This window comes from Phaeobacter sp. PT47_59 (assembly GCF_028890025.1).
Classification (GTDB): domain Bacteria; phylum Pseudomonadota; class Alphaproteobacteria; order Rhodobacterales; family Rhodobacteraceae; genus Phycobacter.
This window is the reverse complement of record NZ_JARCJL010000004.1, coordinates 184,986-203,144: the sequence shown is the minus strand read 5'-3', so window position 1 is coordinate 203,144 and position 18,159 is coordinate 184,986. Positions and strand designations below refer to the sequence as shown.

General features: G+C 62.1%; 22 protein-coding genes. 12 read left to right on the top strand and 10 right to left on the bottom strand.

Features of this window, described 5'->3' with window-relative positions:
- Window positions 1–107 precede the first annotated feature (107 nt).
- The 4 genes from PXK01_RS05595 to PXK01_RS05580 all read left to right on the top strand — a co-directional run bounded on the left by PXK01_RS05595 (window position 108) and on the right by PXK01_RS05580 (window position 2,712).
- Entirely contained in the window at window positions 108–413 is a 306-nt protein-coding gene (locus tag PXK01_RS05595) for a BufA1 family periplasmic bufferin-type metallophore (protein ID WP_274846635.1), read from the top strand.
- An 87-nt stretch (window positions 414–500) separates the two neighbouring features.
- On the top strand, window positions 501–1,388 hold the full coding sequence (bufB, locus tag PXK01_RS05590) for an MNIO family bufferin maturase (protein ID WP_274859194.1): 888 nt from the start codon (window positions 501–503) through the stop codon (window positions 1,386–1,388).
- Window positions 1,385–2,134: an HvfC/BufC N-terminal domain-containing protein gene (locus PXK01_RS05585; protein WP_274859193.1), complete on the top strand. Its 750-nt coding sequence runs from the start codon at window positions 1,385–1,387 to the stop codon at window positions 2,132–2,134. The genes bufB and PXK01_RS05585 overlap by 4 nt, the downstream gene beginning before the upstream one ends.
- Window positions 2,135–2,145: 11 nt before the next feature.
- Window positions 2,146–2,712 carry a DoxX family membrane protein gene (locus PXK01_RS05580; RefSeq protein ID WP_274846632.1) on the top strand — a complete coding sequence of 189 codons (567 nt, stop codon included), beginning with the start codon at window positions 2,146–2,148 and terminating at the stop codon, window positions 2,710–2,712.
- An 86-nt stretch (window positions 2,713–2,798) separates the two neighbouring features.
- Here the strand turns inward: PXK01_RS05580 and PXK01_RS05575 are convergent, their stop codons facing one another.
- Window positions 2,799–3,116: an arsenate reductase family protein gene (locus tag PXK01_RS05575; protein ID WP_274859192.1), complete on the bottom strand. Its 318-nt coding sequence runs from the start codon at window positions 3,114–3,116 to the stop codon at window positions 2,799–2,801.
- Between the two features lie 212 nt (window positions 3,117–3,328).
- Between PXK01_RS05575 and PXK01_RS05570 the strand changes: the two genes are divergently transcribed.
- A complete protein-coding gene (locus tag PXK01_RS05570; protein WP_192966197.1) occupies window positions 3,329–3,535 on the top strand; it encodes a cold-shock protein in 207 nt (68 codons plus the stop codon).
- Window positions 3,536–3,654: 119 nt separating this feature from the next.
- Here PXK01_RS05570 and PXK01_RS05565 read toward each other — a convergent pair whose 3' ends face one another.
- Together PXK01_RS05565 and PXK01_RS05560 are read right to left on the bottom strand one after the other, a co-directional pair.
- Complete coding sequence (locus PXK01_RS05565; protein WP_274859191.1) at window positions 3,655–4,149, bottom strand: dihydrofolate reductase; 495 nt, start codon at window positions 4,147–4,149, stop codon at window positions 3,655–3,657.
- Between the two features lie 16 nt (window positions 4,150–4,165).
- A complete protein-coding gene (locus PXK01_RS05560) occupies window positions 4,166–4,999 on the bottom strand; it encodes a thymidylate synthase (RefSeq protein WP_274846629.1) in 834 nt (277 codons plus the stop codon).
- A 244-nt stretch (window positions 5,000–5,243) separates the two neighbouring features.
- On the opposite strand from PXK01_RS05560, the gene PXK01_RS05555 reads away from it, so the two are divergent.
- The 3 genes from PXK01_RS05555 to PXK01_RS05545 all read left to right on the top strand — a co-directional run bounded on the left by PXK01_RS05555 (window position 5,244) and on the right by PXK01_RS05545 (window position 8,221).
- Entirely contained in the window at window positions 5,244–6,296 is a 1,053-nt protein-coding gene (locus PXK01_RS05555; protein ID WP_274846628.1) for a hypothetical protein, read from the top strand.
- Window positions 6,296–7,720, top strand: coding sequence for a surface lipoprotein assembly modifier (locus tag PXK01_RS05550; RefSeq protein ID WP_274859190.1), 1,425 nt, complete (start codon window positions 6,296–6,298; stop codon window positions 7,718–7,720). The genes PXK01_RS05555 and PXK01_RS05550 overlap by 1 nt, the downstream gene beginning before the upstream one ends.
- A gap of 72 nt (window positions 7,721–7,792) precedes the next feature.
- Window positions 7,793–8,221, top strand: coding sequence for a VOC family protein (locus PXK01_RS05545; protein ID WP_274859189.1), 429 nt, complete (start codon window positions 7,793–7,795; stop codon window positions 8,219–8,221).
- A 386-nt stretch (window positions 8,222–8,607) separates the two neighbouring features.
- Here the strand turns inward: PXK01_RS05545 and PXK01_RS05540 are convergent, their stop codons facing one another.
- From PXK01_RS05540 to PXK01_RS05530, 3 genes are all read right to left on the bottom strand, one after another.
- Window positions 8,608–9,105, bottom strand: coding sequence for a MarR family winged helix-turn-helix transcriptional regulator (locus PXK01_RS05540; RefSeq protein WP_274846625.1), 498 nt, complete (start codon window positions 9,103–9,105; stop codon window positions 8,608–8,610).
- A 78-nt stretch (window positions 9,106–9,183) separates the two neighbouring features.
- Complete coding sequence (locus tag PXK01_RS05535) at window positions 9,184–9,447, bottom strand: succinate dehydrogenase assembly factor 2 (RefSeq protein ID WP_274859188.1); 264 nt, start codon at window positions 9,445–9,447, stop codon at window positions 9,184–9,186.
- 14 nt (window positions 9,448–9,461) lie between these two features.
- Window positions 9,462–9,860 (bottom strand): helix-turn-helix domain-containing protein, encoded by a 399-nt coding sequence (locus PXK01_RS05530; protein ID WP_274846623.1) that lies wholly within the window; start codon window positions 9,858–9,860, stop codon window positions 9,462–9,464.
- A gap of 99 nt (window positions 9,861–9,959) precedes the next feature.
- Here PXK01_RS05530 and PXK01_RS05525 point away from each other — a divergent pair, with 99 nt between their 5' ends.
- Window positions 9,960–11,162: a pyridoxal phosphate-dependent aminotransferase gene (locus PXK01_RS05525; protein WP_274859187.1), complete on the top strand. Its 1,203-nt coding sequence runs from the start codon at window positions 9,960–9,962 to the stop codon at window positions 11,160–11,162.
- Between the two features lie 15 nt (window positions 11,163–11,177).
- Window positions 11,178–11,588 (top strand): hypothetical protein, encoded by a 411-nt coding sequence (locus tag PXK01_RS05520; protein ID WP_274859186.1) that lies wholly within the window; start codon window positions 11,178–11,180, stop codon window positions 11,586–11,588.
- A 9-nt stretch (window positions 11,589–11,597) separates the two neighbouring features.
- Here PXK01_RS05520 and PXK01_RS05515 read toward each other — a convergent pair whose 3' ends face one another.
- A complete protein-coding gene (locus PXK01_RS05515) occupies window positions 11,598–12,968 on the bottom strand; it encodes an MATE family efflux transporter (RefSeq protein ID WP_274859185.1) in 1,371 nt (456 codons plus the stop codon).
- Between the two features lie 192 nt (window positions 12,969–13,160).
- Between PXK01_RS05515 and PXK01_RS05510 the strand changes: the two genes are divergently transcribed.
- Window positions 13,161–14,459: an alpha/beta hydrolase family protein gene (locus PXK01_RS05510; protein ID WP_274859184.1), complete on the top strand. Its 1,299-nt coding sequence runs from the start codon at window positions 13,161–13,163 to the stop codon at window positions 14,457–14,459.
- A 48-nt stretch (window positions 14,460–14,507) separates the two neighbouring features.
- On the opposite strand, the gene PXK01_RS05505 is transcribed toward PXK01_RS05510, so the two are convergent.
- From PXK01_RS05505 to ppk2, 3 genes are all read right to left on the bottom strand, one after another.
- A complete protein-coding gene (locus PXK01_RS05505; protein ID WP_274859183.1) occupies window positions 14,508–15,470 on the bottom strand; it encodes a nickel/cobalt transporter in 963 nt (320 codons plus the stop codon).
- Between the two features lies 1 nt (window position 15,471).
- A complete protein-coding gene (locus tag PXK01_RS05500) occupies window positions 15,472–16,116 on the bottom strand; it encodes a DUF1007 family protein (protein ID WP_274859181.1) in 645 nt (214 codons plus the stop codon).
- A gap of 73 nt (window positions 16,117–16,189) precedes the next feature.
- A complete protein-coding gene (ppk2, locus tag PXK01_RS05495) occupies window positions 16,190–17,107 on the bottom strand; it encodes a polyphosphate kinase 2 (RefSeq protein ID WP_274859180.1) in 918 nt (305 codons plus the stop codon).
- Window positions 17,108–17,271: 164 nt separating this feature from the next.
- On the opposite strand from ppk2, the gene PXK01_RS05490 reads away from it, so the two are divergent.
- A complete protein-coding gene (locus tag PXK01_RS05490; protein WP_274859179.1) occupies window positions 17,272–18,144 on the top strand; it encodes an alpha/beta fold hydrolase in 873 nt (290 codons plus the stop codon).
- Window positions 18,145–18,159 lie beyond the last annotated feature (15 nt).

Sequence of the window (18,159 nt, the reverse complement as noted above, 5' to 3'; positions counted from 1 at the left end):
GAGGCACAGCCTCGTGAATTCAAAGCGCTGTGCAGCTGGGCTAGAGTGTTCTCGTACCCCAAGCGGATCACATCGATACCGCATCCCATACCGAGGAGGACACTTACATGTCGAAGCACGCCAAATCTCTTGCTGTCGCCAGCGCCGTTGCCGCAGCCCTGACCGCAGCAACCACCATGCCTGCCGCCGCCCAGAGCAAGGAAAAATGCTATGGCATTTCCCTGGCCGGCAAGAACGACTGCGCCGCCGGTCCCGGCACCACCTGCGCCGGCTCTTCGGTTGTCGATTACCAGGGCAACGCCTGGACGCTGGTCGATGCAGGTACCTGCCTTGACATCGAACTGCCGGAAATGGCCGATGGCACCGCGCGCAAGGGCTCGCTGGAACCGCTGGAACGCGACCTGCCCGCATAACCCTCTCTCCATAGCGGGGGGCGCAGGATCGCGCCCTTCGCGCCATCCCTGTTGATGTTCGCTCTTCCCGAAGTGTCAGGATACGCCATGTTGGACAGCACCAGATCTGACCGGCTGCCCGCCGCCCCCGGTGTGGGCTACAAGCCGCAGCATTTCGACGCCCTGATCCGCGCGCCCGAACACCGGGACGGCCCCGGCCCGGTGCGCTGGCTGGAGATCCACGCGGAAAACTACATGGGCGATGGCGGGCGCCCGCTGGCGCAATTGCGCCACCTGGCGGAGCGCTACGCCATCTCGGTTCATGGCGTGGGTCTTTCGATCGGCGGCGAAGGGCCGCTGGATGCGGATCATCTCGCCCGCCTCAAGTCCCTCGTGGGCTGGCTCAATCCTGCAAGCTTTTCCGAACATCTGGCCTGGTCCACCCATGACAGCCATTTCCTGAACGACCTGCTGCCCCTGCCCTATACCAAGGCCACGCTCTCCCGTGTCTGCGCGCATATCGACCAGCTGCAAGACGCCATTGGCCGCAAGATGCTGCTGGAGAACCCCTCCAGCTATCTCGCCTTTGCCGAAAGCGACTGGTCCGAGCCAGACTTTCTGGCCGAGGTCAGCCGCCGCACCGGCTGCGGGCTTCTCTTGGATGTGAACAACGTCTTTGTTTCGGCCACCAATCTGGAGTTCTCCCCAACCGGCTATATCGACGCCTTCGCGCTCGACAAGGTGGGCGAGATCCACCTGGGCGGCCATGACGAGGATGAGGACGACCACGGCGCGCCGCTGTTGATCGACAGCCATGGCGGCGAGGTGGTGGATCCAGTCTGGTCGCTGCTGGACTATACCCTGGGCAAATCCGGCCCCAAGCCGATCCTGATCGAATGGGACACCGATGTGCCGGACTGGCCGGTGCTGCTGAACGAAGCGGTGCGGGCCGACTGGGCCTTGTCGAAACTGGCGCCCACCGCGGTGATGGCATGACCCAGTCGCAAACGGAATTTGCCGAGGCGCTTCTTGCGCCCGAGGCCCCGGTGCCCGGCGGCTTGCAGGATGCTGCAGGGCGCCCGGCGGGGCGCCGGTTTTCCGTTTACAGGAACAATGTCGCCGCCTCCCTGACCGAAGCGCTGCACGAAGGCTTCCCGGCTGTCGCCAGTCTGCTCGGCAAGGAGAACATGGACGGGCTGGCGGGGATATACCTGCGCCAGCACCCGCCAGCATCTCCGCTGATGATGCATTTTGGCGCGGAGTTTCCCGACTTTCTCGCCGGGATGAGCCAGCTTTCCCACCTTGGCTACCTACCGGATGTAGCCCGGCTGGAACTGGCCCTGCGCCGCTCCTATCACGCGGCAGATGCAGCCCCCCTGCCCGCCGAACGCTTGGCAGGCCTCTCCCCGGATGCGCTGATGGCCGCGCGCCTGCAGCTTGCCCCGGCGGTGGAGTTACTCAAATCCGACTGGCCGCTGTTTGATATCTGGCGCTATGCCACCCAAGAGGGCGCCCCGAAACCCCAGGCCAGCGCCCAGGACGTGCTGATCACCCGCCCAGACTTTGACCCGGTGGCGCAGCCGCTGCCCCCGGGATCCGCCCAGTGGATCGCTGCCCTGCGGGTTGGGCACAGCATCGGCGAGGCTTTTGAAACCACACTCGAAATTACTCTCGATTTCGACCTATCCGCACCGCTTGCCCTGTTGTTGGAGGGGGGCGGTTTGACCGATCTCATGACATAAAGGAAATCCCCATGCGTTCTGTTGTTTCGCTTCACAACGCGGTCTTCGAGATGATCGAGACCGCGGGCAGCTGGCTTTTGCCTATCGCTGCGCGGTTCGTCTTTGCCGCAACCCTGCTGATGTATTTCTGGGTCTCGGGCGTGACCAAGCTCGGGGACGGCATTCTGGGCCTGTTCTCGCCCTCCATCGGCGCCTATTCGCAGATCTTCCCGAAGCAGCTAGAGGCGGTCGGCTATGACGTCTCGCAACTGGGGGTGTTCCACTGGCTGGTGGTGATCGCGGGCACCTGGGCCGAGTTCATCCTGCCCCTGCTGCTCATCATCGGGCTGTTCACCCGTCTGGCGGCCCTCGGCATGATCGGCTTTGTGGTGGTGCAGTCCCTCACCGATATCTACGGCCACCATGGCACCGACCTCAAAACCCTGGGAGCCTGGTTCGATCGCTTTCCCGATGGCGTGATCCTGGATCAGCGGCTGTTCTGGGTCTTCCTGTTGAGCCTTCTGGTGGTCAAGGGTGCCGGCGCCCTGTCGGTCGATGCGCTGCTGCGCGACAGGCAGATGGAACAGGTCCCGGCCTGATGGGCCGCATGTGCCAGTGACAAAGCAAAGGCCATCCCGACAAGAGAAATCGGGATGGCCTTTTGCTATTCCACTGTGCTCAGCGCTCACTCCGGCAGAAGCGCTGCCTGAACGGACTTGTCCCAGCCCAGAAACAGGGCCCCGTCCTTTTCGATCAGCGGTCGCTTCATCAGTGCTGGATGCTTGCGCAGCAGATCAAGCGGCGCCTCTGCGCGCTCTGCCTCGCTGAGCCCCCGCCAGGTCGTGGACCGCGTGTTCACCAGCTTGTCCCCGAAGGTGGCCAGCGCCTGCTCCAGCATCGCATCCGGCACGCCCTCGCCTCTGACATCGACAAGCTGCGCCTCCGGCAACAGTTTCAGCGCCTTGCGGCAGGTATCGCAGGTCTTCAATCCAAAAAGCTGCATCTTCCAGTCATCTCTCCCGTTCACTTCGCAGGCGCAATTTGCGGTAGAATTCGGATCCCAGCCTTGATTTTCGCATCATACCTGCAACAGTTGATGGCGCTTTACCACGTTTGGGTTTCGTTTGTCTTCGCACATCCGGCGCCTTGGTCAGGCTATTTGTGAATACCCCGCACCTGTTCGGGGGAGTACTACGGTAGAAGGAGACACGGGAAATGCCAAGTGGCACCGTGAAATGGTTCAACACCACAAAGGGTTACGGATTTATCGAACCCGACACCGGCGGCAAGGATGTTTTCGTTCACATCTCTCAGGTCGAGCGATCGGGATTGAAAGGGCTCGCTGACAATATGAAAGTCGGCTATCAACTCACCGAAGGTCGGGACGGTCGCGAAATGGCCGGTGAACTGGTCGAACTCTGACCGCCTGCGGGCATGATCAGAGCCTCAACAATTCTGTCCGTTTTGGCCGGTCGGGCCTCCCCTCTCAGCACGCGGATGAAGACAGGGCTGTTCAGGGCCTTCCGCCCGCACAGCGATCTTCAGGCGGGATCTTGAGCCGGGATCCTGAGGTATTCGACCAAGATGCAGCGCGGCGCTGTCAAGCGCAGGGTGCTTGTGCCGATGCGTGCCCAATCCTGCTCTGCAAACTTGGGAAAGAAGGTATCAGCCCCCTCAACCGCAAGATCCACCTCGGTGATCAATAGGCGGTCGGCGCGCTCCATCATTGCGCCATAGATCCCGGCGCCGCCGATCCCGTAGATGCGCCGGTATCCCCGCCCATAGGCCAAGTCGATGGCCTCATCGATTGAGGCGCAGACCGTCTCGGCAGCCTTCGGATCAGATGATACGACAATGTTCAGCCTGTTTTTCAAAGGCTTGACCGGCAGGCTGTCCCAGGTGAGGCGCCCCATGATGATGGCGCCCCCAAGGGTTTCCCGCTGAAAGGCCTTCAGATCCTCTGGCGCGTGCCAGGGAATGGTATTGTTCTTGCCAATGGCGCCATCGCGGGCGCGGGCTGCAATCAAAGTGATCATCTCTCGTCCTTCCCGCTCAGACCGCCACCGGGGCCTTGATCGCCGGATCGGGATCGTAGTTCAGGAACTCGAAATCCTCGTAGCGGAAATCGAAGATCGACGTGACCTCCCGTTTGATCCGCAGGCTGGGCAGGGGTTTTGGCGTGCGCGACAGCTGCTCCTGCACCTGATCCATATGGTTGGTGTAGATATGCGCATCGCCCATGGTGTGAATGAAATCCCCCACCTCATAGCCGGTCACATGGGCCAGCATCGCCTGCAGCAGCGCATAAGAGGCGATATTGAAGGGCACGCCCAGGAACATGTCGGCAGAGCGCTGATAGAGCTGCAGATGCAGCTTGCCGCCCAGGATGCGCACCTGCCACAGGGTATGGCAGGGCGGCAGCGCCATATCCGGCACATCCGCCGGGTTCCAGGCGGAAACGATCAGGCGGCGACTGTCGGGGGAGGTCTCGATCATCCGCACCAGATCGGCAATCTGATCGACGCTGCCCGCACGATAGAGCGGCTCGTCCCCGGTGGTGCCGGGAACCAGCTCCAGCCGGGGAAACCGGCGCCACTGGTAGCCATAGACCGGCCCCAGGTCACCGTTTTCATCAGCCCATTCATCCCAGATCGACACGCCGTTGTCCTTGAGATAGCGGATATTCGTATCGCCGGAGAGGAACCACAGCAGCTCGTGAACGATCGAGCGCAGGTGCAACTTCTTGGTGGTGACCAGCGGAAACCCATCGGCCAGGGGATAGCGCGCCTGCATGCCGAAACAGGACAGCGTGCCGGTGCCGGTGCGGTCACTGCTTGGCACACCGTGATCCAGAATATGGCGCAATGCATCGTGATATTGCTGCATGGTTTCCCCCTTGCCGCCCCTTACCAGCCCTTGCCCACCTGGCGGGCCGCTTTATCCACGGTCATAGCCGTTGCACGCGGTCACGCCAAGGCCCGGCGGCCAGACAAAACATATAGGACTATGGCTTTCCAGTCAGTCTTCCGCATAAAGCCGCACGCCCAGGCGCAAACCCGTTGACTTTTCGCCTGCAGCAGAAAAGGGTGAAGAAAAAACGCCGAGAACTTCGAGCAGAGGCAGGCACATCATGAACAAGATCACAGGCGCATTTATTGCGGCGCTTGCGCTATCCGCATGCGGGGGTGGCAATCCGTTCTCCGAAGACACGACGGACGCAGGCACCGGGACCGACACAGGCACCGACACCGGAACGGGCATCGACAGCGATGGTATCCCGCCGGGCACGGCCTCACCCGCTCCGGAAGTCGGCATTTTCCGCCGTGAGGGCACCAGCACCGAAGAGCCCTATGACGGCAACGGCTATGCCACCGACATCAGCTACAACCGGCGCAACGACACCTTCTCGGTCGACAACCTCGCCTTTGACGGTGACGGAACCTATGCCCGCGGCTCTGCGGTCAGCAGCCTGGGGCCCTTTGCGGTCTACGAGGCGGATGCGCAATACACCGACATCAACGACAGTGAGGCGATCAACCAGTTCACCCATCGCGCCATCTATGGCGTCAGCACCTCGGGCAATACCCAGTTCGCCATCGTGCGCACCGGCGCCTATGCGGATTACGGGTTCGGTGGCTTCATCTATCAGCGCGACAACGCCGTCACCCTGCCCTCCTCCGGGCAGGCGCAGTACAATGGCACGCTGGCCGGGATCCGCGATTTCAACGGCTCCGGCGGCCTCGAATACACCACGGCGGATGTGCAGATCGCCATCGACTTTGACGATTTCAACCCGACCACGGGCGGACGCGGAGACGCGGTATCCGGCACCCTGTCCAACCGCACCATCTACGATATGAACGGCGCCGACATCACCAGTGACGTCATCAACCGGATCAACGCCGACAACAACCTGACCCTATCGGGCATCCCGGTCGTGACCTTCGATGTCGGCCCCAACAACCTGGACGAAAACGGCGAGATCATCGGCACGCTGCACAGCAGATACACCGATGCAAACGGCGAGTTGCAGATCTACGAGACCGGCAATTACTACGCCATCGTGTCCGGCGACGATGCCGAGGAGATCGTCGGGGTTGTCGTTCTGGAAAACACCCTGGATCCGATCGCCGCCTCGACCCGTGAAACCGGCGGCTTCATCGTCTACAACAACGTCCCCTAATGCGGCGCGCCCGGCGCATAGGAAAATCAGCACATCGGGGGGGGGCGCTGCTGTTCTGCGCGCTCCTGCCCTGGGTTGGCAGCGGCCCGCTGGCCGCAGCCCCCGAAGACCGCACCGTGCTGACCCCGCCGCAGATGCGCACTGCGGCGGCCGATTTGCTGCGCCTGCGCAACCCGAGGCAGGCCATGGCGCTTGCGGATGCGCTGATTGCGCGCGACCCGCATGACCGCTCGGCCCTGCTGATCAGGTCCCGTTCCGCACGGGACCTGGGCGATTACACCCTGGCGCGCAAGGCGGCCAAACAGGCCTGGACCCTTTCCGAAACAGAGGAAGAGAAATACGCCGCTGCCCTGATCATGGCGCAGGCGCTGTCCTCGGGCGGTCAACGCACCCTGGCGCAATTCTGGCTGCGCCGGGCGGTCGAACACGCACCCGACAAGCACCTGGAGCGCCGGGCGGTGCGGGATTTCCGCTATCTGCGCGCCAGCACCCCCTGGCTGCACCGGTTCTCATTCTCGGTTTCCCCGGAATCCAATATCAACAACGGCTCCTCCGAACGCTCTTCCTTCCTGAATTACGAATTGTCCGAACTGCTGCTGGGACAACCGGTCGAGTATCAACTGGGCGGAAGCCAGCGCGCGCTTTCGGGAATCGAATATGCGCTGGGGCTGCAGTCCAGATACAGGTTTCACCAGACCGCCACGCGGGCGCATGATCTGGCCTTTTCGCTGACTGCCCGCAGCTACACGCTGTCCTCAGAGGCAAAGGCCCAGGCGCCTGGCGTGGAGGGCAATGATTTTGCCTTCACCTCCTATCAGATCGGCTATGGGCTGCGCGGCATCAACCTAGGGCAGAAGGGCGAGTTTCGCGCGGCGGCGGACCTTGGCCAAAGCTGGTACGGCGGTGAGGAATATGCGCGCTTCCTACGCCTGTCAGCCGGTCAAAGCTTCAAGTTAGACCGGGGCCGCAGGATCAACGCGCGCCTGTCGCATGAAATCCAGGACGGGATTCTCACCAGCGATCAAAACACCTGGCGCGCCGACATGTCCTACAGTTTCAAGCTGCCGTCCGGTGCCGCGCTCTGGACCAATCTGACCCTTGCCGGAGCGACCTCGAACCAGGCCGCCGATGAATTCGAGGAAATCGGCGTCCGCACTCAGCTGACGCTGGCCAAGCCCATATTCGGAGCAACCGCGCAGTTCGGCCTATGGGGACGCATCCGCGATTACGACCAGTCCCCCCATAGCCCGGACGGACGACAGGATGACCGCTTCCAGGCGGATCTGTCCCTCACGTTCAACAAGATCGACTACTACGGTTTCAACCCGACGCTTCGGATGTCTGCCGCCAAGGTGGACAGCAATATCGGACTCTACGAATCGCATCGATTTGGCGTGAATTTCGGCATTCAGTCGGCGTTCTGAGCTCCGCCCCTCGACTTTCCCGCCCTGACAGCTAAGCTCTCCCCCAAGCGAAATCTGACCAGGGAACAACTGATGCCCCTTACCTATCTGCATACCATGATCCGGGTGAAGGATCTGGAGAAGTCCATGGCCTTTTTCAAGCTCCTGGGCCTGGAAGAGACACGCCGCTACGACAGTGAAGAAGGCCGCTTCTCGCTGATCTTCCTGGCGCCTCCCGGACAGCACGAAGCGCCGATCGAACTCACCTACAACTGGGACGGCGACGACGGCCTGCCCAGCGACAGCCGCCATTTCGGGCATCTCGCCTATGGCGTCGATAACATCTACGCGATGTGCCAGCATCTGCAGGACAACGGTGTCACCATCAATCGCCCGCCGCGGGATGGGCGCATGGCCTTTGTCCGCTCGCCGGACAATGTCTCGGTCGAACTGCTGCAAAACGGCGACGCGCTGGAGCCTGCCGAACCCTGGGCCAGCATGGAAAGCACCGGCCACTGGTGAGCAGACACAACATGTCATTATGACGAAGGCGGCCCAGTGGGCCGCCTTGTTTAGTCTTGACTTGACCTTGTTGCTCGCAGGCTGAACCTACCGTGACTGCTGCAGCTGATACCGCCTGATGACAGCGGCTGCCGCTTATGCGCCTAGCCCGGACCGTTTCCGTCCGGGCGCTTGGGGGTGTGATCTGGGGGGAGGTATTCTTACCTGAGCGACGCCCCGTTTTGGGGGAACTGTTCTGGCGTCGCTGATGTCCAAACCTTGAATTCTTCAAGTCGGTGAAATGTGGCTGCCTTTTGCAGCTTTAGTCCCAAAGCGCCGATCTGGCAGGCAGGGCAGCAATTCTTGCCGCAGACCGTCACGCGGTCCAGAAACGCCTGCGCAAAAGGTCAGTAGATATAGCGGATCTGGTCAGACCAGTAACGCTCTACCCGTTTCAATGCGGTTGTGATGTCATCGATCCCCTCGCCGCTGATCACGCCCTTGCCTTCCAGGCCTTCGGCATGACGGGAGAACAGACCCGCTACGATGTCGCGAATCTCGCGGCCACGCGGCGTCAGACGCACACGCACGGACCGGCGATCGATCTCGCAACGCTGGTGATGCATATAGCCCATGTCCACCAGCTTCTTCAGGTTGTAGCTGACATTGCTGCCCTGATAGTAGCCGCGCGTCTTCAACTCGCCAGCGGTGACCTCATTGTCCCCGATGTTGAACAGAAGCAGCGCCTGCACCGCATTAATTTCCAGAACGCCGACGCGTTCAAATTCATCCTTGATCACATCCAGCAGCAGGCGGTGCAGACGCTCCACCAGTGCCAGCGCTTCAAGATAGCCAGTCATGAACCCTTTGCGGTCCTGCTGGCCAATTGGCATTTCCATACTCATGCGCATCTCCGACTCGAATTTGCTGAGACAGAGAATGCAGACAATTCCCGAAAAATCAGTTAAGCTGGATTTTTATGATTATTGATAGGTTTGCGATATGTCGTGCACCAGGTCCCGAAAGACATCAGGCGCGCCGACTTGCCCCGTAACCCATTGATATAAATCCTGATCGTTCTCATGAAGCAGACGGTCATAGAGATCAAGCCGAGCCGCATCCATACCGTCCAGATTAGCATCCGCGAAAGCAGACAGCAGGATATCCATCTCCTTGATGCCGCGCCGCATCGAGCGCATGCGCAGCCTTTTGAGTCGATTTTCACGGGTTTCCATCTGTTCTGTCATCAGAATCGCTCGTCTTATTGGGCCGCGTTTTGCAGCAGGGTTCGCAGTTTCTTCTCCAGCCTCGCGGCGCGGTCGGAATTGGCACGCAGCTCGGTGCGCAGGTCCCGCAGCTCGCTCAGCACGGCGGCGAAATCGCCTGTCTCAAGCTCCAGATCGCCAGGTTCGGACATGCCTTCTCCCTCGCCGGTCAACAGCCAGCTCATGGAGACATTGAGCAGCCCCGACATCATCGACAGCTTGTTGGCACGTGGCTCAGAGAGATCCTGCTCCCAGCCCATCAGCGTGGATTTCTTCACCCCGAGCCGCCGCGCCAGCTGGCTCTGGTTCATGCCGGCCGCCTCGCGCGCCGCAGCCACCCGATCCCCGAAGGTCGCAGCATCGGGGCCGAACCAGTCTGTCGTTTCATTGGCCATTTTAGCTCTCCCTTGATCGATTGGGCCGATGCCGCTTGATCGTGATTTGGCCGCACCCTATGACAGTTGCCAGCAACATTCAAACCGAGGCCTTTTGCCATGTCTTTCCTGTCCGCAACACTTTCTCGCGTGAAACCGTCACCCTCCATCGCGATCAGCACCCTGGCGGGCGAGTTGAAGGCGCAGGGCCGCGACATCATCGGCCTGAGCGCGGGTGAACCGGATTTCGACACACCGCAGAACATCAAGGATGCCGCCGTCGCCGCCATTGCAGCGGGCAAGACCAAATACACCGCCCCCGATGGCATTCCAGAACTGAAAGAGGCGATCTGCGCCAAGATGAAGCGCGACCACGGGTTGACCTACATGCCCAACCAGGTCTCGGTCGGCACCGGCGGCAAACAGACGCTGTATAACGCGCTGATGGCCACCCTGAACCCCGGTGACGAGGTCATCATTCCGGCGCCTTACTGGGTCAGCTATCCGGATATGGTGCTCTTGGCAGGCGGCACGCCGGTTGCGGTAGAGGCCACGCTGGAAAACAGTTTCAAGCTGACGCCCGAACAGCTTGAGGCCGCCATCACACCAAATACCAAATGGTTCATCTTCAACTCCCCGTCCAACCCCAGCGGCGCAGGCTATAGCCGGGCCGAGTTGAAGGCGCTGACCGATGTGCTGATGCGCCATCCTCATGTCTGGGTGATGACGGATGACATGTATGAACATCTGGTCTTTGACGGGTTCGAGTTCTGCACCCCGGCCGAGGTGGAGCCGGGCCTTTATGAGCGTACGCTCACCTGCAATGGCGTCTCCAAGGCCTATGCCATGACCGGCTGGCGTATCGGCTATGCCGCGGGCCCCGAACATCTGATCGCCGCCATGCGCAAGGTGCAGTCGCAATCGACCTCCAACCCCTGTTCGATCAGCCAATGGGCCGCGGTAGAGGCGCTGAACGGTCCGCAGGATTTCATCGCGGAAAACAACGTCGCCTTCAAACGCCGCCGGGATCTGGTGGTGAGCGCCCTCAATGCAATCGACGGCATCACCTGCCCCACACCAGAAGGGGCATTCTATGTCTACCCTTCAATCGCCGGGCTGATCGGCAAGACCTCCCCCAAGGGCACGGTCATTGCCGATGACGAGGCCTTTGCCACCGCATTGCTGGCCGAGCAGGATGTGGCCGTGGTCTTTGGCGCGGCCTTTGGCCTGTCGCCGAATTTCCGCGTCAGCTATGCCACCTCGGATGAAGCCCTGGTGGAGGCCTGCCGCCGCATCAAAAGCTTCTGTGACAGTCTGAGCTGAACCGGAGAAACCCCCATGTCGACCGCGCTGCCAGAGTATTACTTCCGCGTCCGCGACAACGGCGCCTTCGTGTTCCGGGTGGATACGGAAAACCGGCAGCGACGGATCGACATGGATCAGATCGCGGTTGTGAACATCCGCAATGGCGAGATTCGCGCCCACGGGGATCGCGAACTCAGCTCTCGCGACCTTGCCGAGATCAAGGCCTGGATGGACGAGCGCAGCGAAACGCTGGCCCGGCGCGAGGTGGACGATATCCATCGCGCCGTGGACCATCTGAACCTGACCACCCATTGGGTGCAGAGCCGGGCCAGTGACGCGCAGCTGGACGAGGTCACCGATGCGCTGTTGATGGCCATGCACGATCTGCGCAGCGTTCTGGTGCGCAAGAAGGCAGATCGGTTGATGCGCCAGCGCAAGGACTGATCCTCCTGCTTACTGCGCAGGCGAAGGCGAAGGCACCGTCAGGATCGACCGTCGCCAGAATCGCAACAGCAGGAAAAACCCGGCGCAGCTCAGCCCGATGACCAGCCCGTACCAGACACCGACACCGCCCCAGCCGAAGGTGAAGCCAAAGAGATAGGACGCCGGGATACCAATTGCCCAATAGCTCAGCGCGGCAATGACCATCGGCACCCCGGTATCCTGCACCCCTCGCAACAGCCCCAGGGCCACGACCTGCATGCCGTCCATCAGCTGAAACAGGGCCGCGGCGGCCAGCAGCCCGGCCCCGATCAGCAGGATCTGCGGCTTGTCGGGATCGTCGGGGGCCAGGAACAGCGAAATCAACGGATCCGGCGCTGCCAGGAACAGCACGATCGTCGCCAGGGACATGGCCAGCGACAGGACGATCACCACCCGTGCGCCCCGCGCCATATGCAAGCGATCCCGCCGCCCAAAGGCATTCCCGGCGCGGATCGTTGCCGCATTGGACAGGCCCAGATGTACCATGAAGGTCAGCCCCGACAGGGTGATGGCCACCCCATGCGCCGCCAGAGTGGCCGTGCCCAGCCAGCCCATCATCATCGCCGAGGCGGTGAACAGGCTGATCTCGCTGAGATTGGTGAGACCAATCGGCAGCCCGAGGCGAAACACCAGACCCAGCATCTCCCAGTCGGGACGGTGAAAGTTGCGCAACAGCTCATGTTGGGCCAAGGCCCGCAGCGCGTAGATCAAGATGGCAACAAGCGACACGCCCTGGGTCAGGATCGACGCCAGCGCCGCCCCCTCGATCCCCATTTCGGCGGCGCCAAGGTTGCCAAAGATCAGCGCGTAGTTGACGACAGCATTCAGCACCGCGGCCAGAACGGTGACCCACAGGACAATCTGGGTGCGCTCCAGGGCGGCTAGGTAGGACTTCAGCACCATCACCAACAAGGCCGGGAACAGTCCCCACCCGGCAAGCCGCAGGTAGGTTGCCGCATCGGCAGCCACCCCGTGTTTTTGCCCCAAGAGCAGAAGGATCGGCTCGGAATACCACATGGCGGGCAGCGCGATGACCCCATAGCCCAGCGACAGCCACAGCCCCATGCGGGTGGTCCGGCGGATCTGGCGCTCCTCCCCCGCCCCGGCCGCTGCCGCCACCAGGGGCATCACCGCAAAGGCAAAGCCGGCACCCAGCATGAAAAAGACAAAGAAATAGGAGCCGGCCAATGTCACCGCCGCCAGTTCCTCGGCTCCATACCATCCCAGCATGATCGTGTCGGTCATTCCGATCGCAAACTGGGCCACATGCCCGCCGATCAGGGGCAGGCCCAGAACCGCCACGGCACGGGCATGGTCACGATATGCTATCCTAGTCTCCATGGATCCGCCTTATGCCCGGCAAAGGGGGCTGGCAATAGGCCTCAACCGGTTTTCTGCGCCACGCCCATCTGCAGCCACAGGTTTGGGAGGCGCCGGTCAGTGACGCAGTGTCACCAAGAATTCACGCAACAATCACTTCACATGCCGGGTGCGCGAACTACCGTTGCTCCACTTATTGACAGGAGAGCATTCATGCGCGAACAGTTTACAGTGATCGGCCTTGCCGCAGGTCTGGCCGCAGCTGCGCCAGGCGTGGCATCAGCAGAGAACCGGATTGACCGGATCCGCCCGGACGCCCCGGAGCTGGCAGCCTTTGGCAGCTATGCAATCGGCGTTCAGACGCTGGAGTTCGTCAACCCGGGCCAGCATGACATTCTGAACACCACGGCGGACAGCCAGCCGCTTTATGACCGCCCGCTGACCGTGGAGGTCTGGTATCCGGCGGCAGATGCAACCGCCGCGGGCGGCAGTTATCAGACCGTGCTGCGCGATGGCGTCACACCCACCACCCTGCAGGGCCGCGCCACCCGTGCCGCCACGCCGGTCAGCGGAGCGCGTTTTCCCCTGGTGGTGATCTCGCACGGCTATCCGGGCAACCGTTACCTGCTGTCTCACCTGGGCGAAAACCTTGCCTCCAAGGGCTATGTCACCGTCTCCATCGATCACACCGACAGCACCTATTCCGATCAGGCGGCCTTTGGCTCGACCCTGTTGAACCGCCCCTTGGACCAGAAGTTCGTCATTGATCAGATGGCCGCGTTGGAAGGGCCGTTGGGCGAGATCACCGATACCACGCAGACCGGGGTGATCGGCTATTCCATGGGGGGCTACGGGGCGCTGATCTTTGCAGGGGCCGGGGTGACCGAAGCCTCCACCGGATATAGTTGGGGCACCCCCGCGGGCCTGCTGAAACGCCACCAGGCCGGGTCCAACAGCCACGCCGCGCTGATCGACGAGCGGGTCAAGGCGGTGATCTCCATCGGCCCCTGGGGCATGAATACCGGTTTCTGGGACGCCGCCGGGCTGGCTGGCGTTGAAAAACCCATCCTGATGATGGCGGGCGGCGCCGACGATGTATCCAAATACCCCGCCATGCGGCAGATCTTCGAAGGCATGGTCAATACCACCCGCCACCTGCTGACCTTTGAGGCGGCCAATCACAATGCCGCGGCCCCCATGCCTGCCCCCATTGAAAGCTGGGAGCCATCGGACAAGCTCGATTTCGTGCCCTTCGAGCACTATACGGATGCGGTCTGGGACACCAACCGGATGAACAATATCGCCCAGCATTTCGCCACTGCCTATATGGATCTGCATCTGAAGGGCGATGCGGAGAAGGCCGCCTATCTTGACCTCATTGTGCGCGCCGCCGATGGCGTCGTCGATCTGGATGATAACGGCAAGCAACAAGCAGGACATAGCTACTGGAAAGGCTTTGCGCCGCGCACCGCGCAGGGGCTGACCTTCGAAACCCTGCCCAAAGGGAAATAAAAAGGCATGCGCCCCGCCGCTGGCCTGCATCCTGCGGCGGGGGCTATGTCACAGCGCGCGCAGCATGATCTGCAGCGCCAAGGCGGCAATCACCGCACCGGCCAACAGTTCCAACCCGGCAGCAAGGGCCAGTGCCCCGCGCCCCTGCAACCGCTGCAGACTGCCCTCGCGCAGGAAGACCGAAGCCACGGCAACGGCAACTGTCACGCTGGCGGTTCCCAACCCCATCACAAAGGCCCCCGCGATCCCGGCGTAAAGGACATCCATCCGCCAGGTCACCAACAGCAGAAACACCGCCCCGGTACAGGGACGCATCGCGACCGCACCAATGATCGCCAGGGCATCGCGCAGACCGTGGACCTGTGCCGCTTCCTCAAGGGTCGGGCCGTGCCGGTGCCCGCAGCTGGGACAGGTGCCACCATGATCATGGTCGTGGTCGTGATGATTATGCTCATGCACAGGCCCGTGGTCGCATCCCGCATGATCTTTATGCAGCTCTTGGGCGCGAGCGACAGGACGCAACGCCCACAATCGGCGCCCGCCGCGCAACACAAGGTAAAGCCCCAGACAGGCAATCAGCCCATAGGATATCGGCGCCAGGACCCCCTCGGCCACGTCGGTCAAACGCTGCCTGCTCCAGTCGAACGCGACCAGGCCACCGGCCACCAGAACCACCGCCGTGGCCGCCTGCGCCAGGGACGAGGCCACCGCCAGCCCGGCCAGCCGCGCCAGGGCAACCGGCCTGCCGATGCCATAGCCTCCGATCACCAGTTTGCCGTGCCCCGGTCCGGCCGCATGAAAGAACCCATAGGCAAAACACAAGGACAAGAGCGACATCAGCGCCCCCGGTTGCCCTGCCTTCAGCGCCCTCAGCCCGCGTGCCAGAGCGTTTTGCGCCTCGCGCTGCCCCTCGGCGGCCCAGCGCGCAACGTCCTGTGCGCCGCCAAATCCCCAAAGCCAGAGAGCCACGGCAACAACGGCAAGGGCAAGAACAGCCGTCAGGATCCGCATGTCACCCCTCGCAGATCAACAATACGGTGTCCGCAAAGGCCGCGCCCACCTCTGGGTAGGCGGTCTCGGCCTGATCGGCGGGCATGGCATAGAGCAGCTCTTCAACCAGAGTATAGGCCCGGTCGAGATCCGGCGGCGTGATGTCCACCCGGCATCCCGGGCTGACCGATACCTCTTGGGTGACGGTATAGGCCGTATAATAGGTGGGATCATAGGCCTTGATGGTCACCCCATCCGCCGCGACAGGCTGCTGGAGGGGGCGCCGGTGGCGGGTGACGATCCGCCCGTCCACGACCTCGGTCGAGACATGTTCGGGCGCACCCAAGGCAATCGGCGCCTCATTGCGGCTCAGATAGGTATCGCCGGCATAGCCCGCGGTCCAGCGCAGGTCGAACCCCTGCAGAAGGCCCAATTCGGCCGGGTTCAACCGGCCATCCATATCGCCATCAAGACCGAGATCCTCGAAGACGAGGAGCGAATAGAATTCATCGTAGACCCATGTGACTTCCACCGCATCAAGCCGCCCGCCCCCGTCAACGGAAAGCGAAAGCCCTGTGTCCACAAAGACATGCGGATGCGCCTGCACGGCGGCAGGCGCAAAGATCAGGGCGGCACAGGCTGCAAGGCGGGCTTGGATCAGGGTCATTTCAAAGGTTTAGCGACCCCTGAGCAGACCGGCAAGTGCTCCCCCTGCAGTAGCCCGTGTACAGTGGCAATAGTCAGCGCATGCGGGTGTCGGGATGCAGCGCCTTGCCAAGGATGTGGTCGGACCTGTGGATCACATGATGCGCCTGGCCAATGATCAACGGATCCGGTGCCGTGGCGATTTCGGGATCCTTGTCAGGATAGTCCAGCGTGCTCAGGAAATGGCGCATGCAGTTCAGACGCGCGCGTTTCTTGCAATTGGACTTCACCACGGTCCAGGGGGCATCGGCGGTATCCGTATAGAAGAACATCGCCTCCTTGGCCTCGGTGTAATCGTCCCACTTGTCCAGCGATGCCTTGTCGATGGGCGACAGCTTCCACTGTTTCAGCGGATCGGTCTCGCGCGATTTGAAGCGGCGCAGCTGTTCGTCCTGGGTGACCGAGAACCAGTATTTGTAGAACCGGATGCCCGAACGCACCAGCATCTGCTCCAGGTCCGGCGTCTGGCGCATGAACTCCAGGTATTCGCTGGGTTCGCAGAAGCCCATCACACGCTCAACGCCCGCCCGGTTGTACCAGGAGCGGTCATAGAGCACGATTTCACCGCTGGTGGGGAGGTGCTGCAGGTAGCGTTGGAAATACCACTGGCCGCGTTCTTCATCGGTTGGCTTGTTCAGGGCCACCACCCGTGCGTGGCGCGGGTTCAGGTGTTCGGTGAAGCGTTTGATGGTTCCGCCCTTGCCGGCCGCATCGCGCCCTTCGAACAGCATCACGAATTTCTCGCCGGTCTCCAGCGCCCAATGCTGCACCTTGAGCAATTCGGCCTGCAGCTTGGCCTTTTCATCCTCATAGGCCTTGCGGGCCATCTTGCGGGCATAGGGGTACTTGCCACTTTCAAAGGCACGGCGGATCTCGTCCGGCGCGGGCTTGGTTGCGGCGCTGTCGGTCTGGCCATTCGCTGGGGCTTGGGGCTGAGGGGGGGATGTCGGCATCTGGTACTCCTAATAAATCAAACTTGGGACGGATCCTAACATGGCTCGCCCCATCCATCGCTGACCTGTGTCAAACAGATTCAAAAACTGCCGGTGACGTGACGAACCGCTTGCACGGTCGGGGTCGCCGCACCAGCCTGTGACGAAAACCGGAGGATCTTGTAGTGCAGACAGGTTTCGAGACCCTGAACGGCCAGCCGTTCTACGTAAGGTGCTGGGGTGATCCCTCTCTGCCGCCCCTGCTGATGTTGCATGGCTTCCCCGAATATGGCGGTGCCTGGCAGGAGCTGGCAGAGCAGATGTGCCACCGCTTTCACTGCATTGCCCCGGATCAGCGCGGCTATGGGCAAAGCTGGGCACCGCAAGAGGTCGAGGATTACGCCACCTCCAAGCTGGTTGCCGACATGGCCGCCTTGATCGACCGGATCGGAGCGCCGCTGACCGTTCTCGGCCACGATTGGGGGGCGGCGGTGGCCTATGGGCTGGCGATGTTCCGCCCCGAACTGGTGTCGAGGCTGATCATCGCCAACGGGGTGCACCCGGTGCCCTTCCAGCGCGCCCTGGCCAGTGGGGGGCCGCAGGCCGCTGCATCACAGTACATTCTATCCCTGCGGCGGGAGGGATCCGAGGCACGGCTGATGGCCGATGACTTCAAGATCCTGCGCGCCCTGTTTTCCGCCCATATGGATCTTGGCTGGCTCACCGGCGAACAGCTGGACGCGTATAAGGCCGAGTGGTCACGCCCCGGGCGCATGCGCGGCATGGTGAACTGGTACCGGGCCTCGCCCTTGCAGGTTGCGCGGCCAGAGCAACCGATCCCGATGCCCGAACTGCCGCTGGAGCGCCTGCATGTACCGCAGCCGCACCTGTTGATCTGGGGGGCCGACGACACCGCGCTGCTCCCGGAGGCCACCGAAGGTCTGCAAGAGTTCGCCCCGCATCTGAGCCGTGTCGACATCCCCGGCTGCGACCACTGGCTGCACCACCAGAAGCCCAAGGAGATGGCCGCCGCGATCCTGTCCTGGCTGGAGGCTTGACCACCCTCCCAGTCG

Coding starts and splice junctions, on each gene's coding strand:
- PXK01_RS05595 (WP_274846635.1), top strand. CDS start 108: ATGTCGAAGCACGCCAAATCTCTTGCTGTCGCCAGCGCCGTTGCCGCA.
- bufB (WP_274859194.1), top strand. CDS start 501: ATGTTGGACAGCACCAGATCTGACCGGCTGCCCGCCGCCCCCGGTGTG.
- PXK01_RS05585 (WP_274859193.1), top strand. CDS start 1,385: ATGACCCAGTCGCAAACGGAATTTGCCGAGGCGCTTCTTGCGCCCGAG.
- PXK01_RS05580 (WP_274846632.1), top strand. CDS start 2,146: ATGCGTTCTGTTGTTTCGCTTCACAACGCGGTCTTCGAGATGATCGAG.
- PXK01_RS05575 (WP_274859192.1), bottom strand. CDS start 3,116: ATGCAGCTTTTTGGATTGAAGACCTGCGATACCTGCCGCAAGGCGCTG.
- PXK01_RS05570 (WP_192966197.1), top strand. CDS start 3,329: ATGCCAAGTGGCACCGTGAAATGGTTCAACACCACAAAGGGTTACGGA.
- PXK01_RS05565 (WP_274859191.1), bottom strand. CDS start 4,149: ATGATCACTTTGATTGCAGCCCGCGCCCGCGATGGCGCCATTGGCAAG.
- PXK01_RS05560 (WP_274846629.1), bottom strand. CDS start 4,999: ATGCAGCAATATCACGATGCATTGCGCCATATTCTGGATCACGGTGTG.
- PXK01_RS05555 (WP_274846628.1), top strand. CDS start 5,244: ATGAACAAGATCACAGGCGCATTTATTGCGGCGCTTGCGCTATCCGCA.
- PXK01_RS05550 (WP_274859190.1), top strand. CDS start 6,296: ATGCGGCGCGCCCGGCGCATAGGAAAATCAGCACATCGGGGGGGGGCG.
- PXK01_RS05545 (WP_274859189.1), top strand. CDS start 7,793: ATGCCCCTTACCTATCTGCATACCATGATCCGGGTGAAGGATCTGGAG.
- PXK01_RS05540 (WP_274846625.1), bottom strand. CDS start 9,105: ATGAGTATGGAAATGCCAATTGGCCAGCAGGACCGCAAAGGGTTCATG.
- PXK01_RS05535 (WP_274859188.1), bottom strand. CDS start 9,447: ATGACAGAACAGATGGAAACCCGTGAAAATCGACTCAAAAGGCTGCGC.
- PXK01_RS05530 (WP_274846623.1), bottom strand. CDS start 9,860: ATGGCCAATGAAACGACAGACTGGTTCGGCCCCGATGCTGCGACCTTC.
- PXK01_RS05525 (WP_274859187.1), top strand. CDS start 9,960: ATGTCTTTCCTGTCCGCAACACTTTCTCGCGTGAAACCGTCACCCTCC.
- PXK01_RS05520 (WP_274859186.1), top strand. CDS start 11,178: ATGTCGACCGCGCTGCCAGAGTATTACTTCCGCGTCCGCGACAACGGC.
- PXK01_RS05515 (WP_274859185.1), bottom strand. CDS start 12,968: ATGGAGACTAGGATAGCATATCGTGACCATGCCCGTGCCGTGGCGGTT.
- PXK01_RS05510 (WP_274859184.1), top strand. CDS start 13,161: ATGCGCGAACAGTTTACAGTGATCGGCCTTGCCGCAGGTCTGGCCGCA.
- PXK01_RS05505 (WP_274859183.1), bottom strand. CDS start 15,470: ATGCGGATCCTGACGGCTGTTCTTGCCCTTGCCGTTGTTGCCGTGGCT.
- PXK01_RS05500 (WP_274859181.1), bottom strand. CDS start 16,116: ATGACCCTGATCCAAGCCCGCCTTGCAGCCTGTGCCGCCCTGATCTTT.
- ppk2 (WP_274859180.1), bottom strand. CDS start 17,107: ATGCCGACATCCCCCCCTCAGCCCCAAGCCCCAGCGAATGGCCAGACC.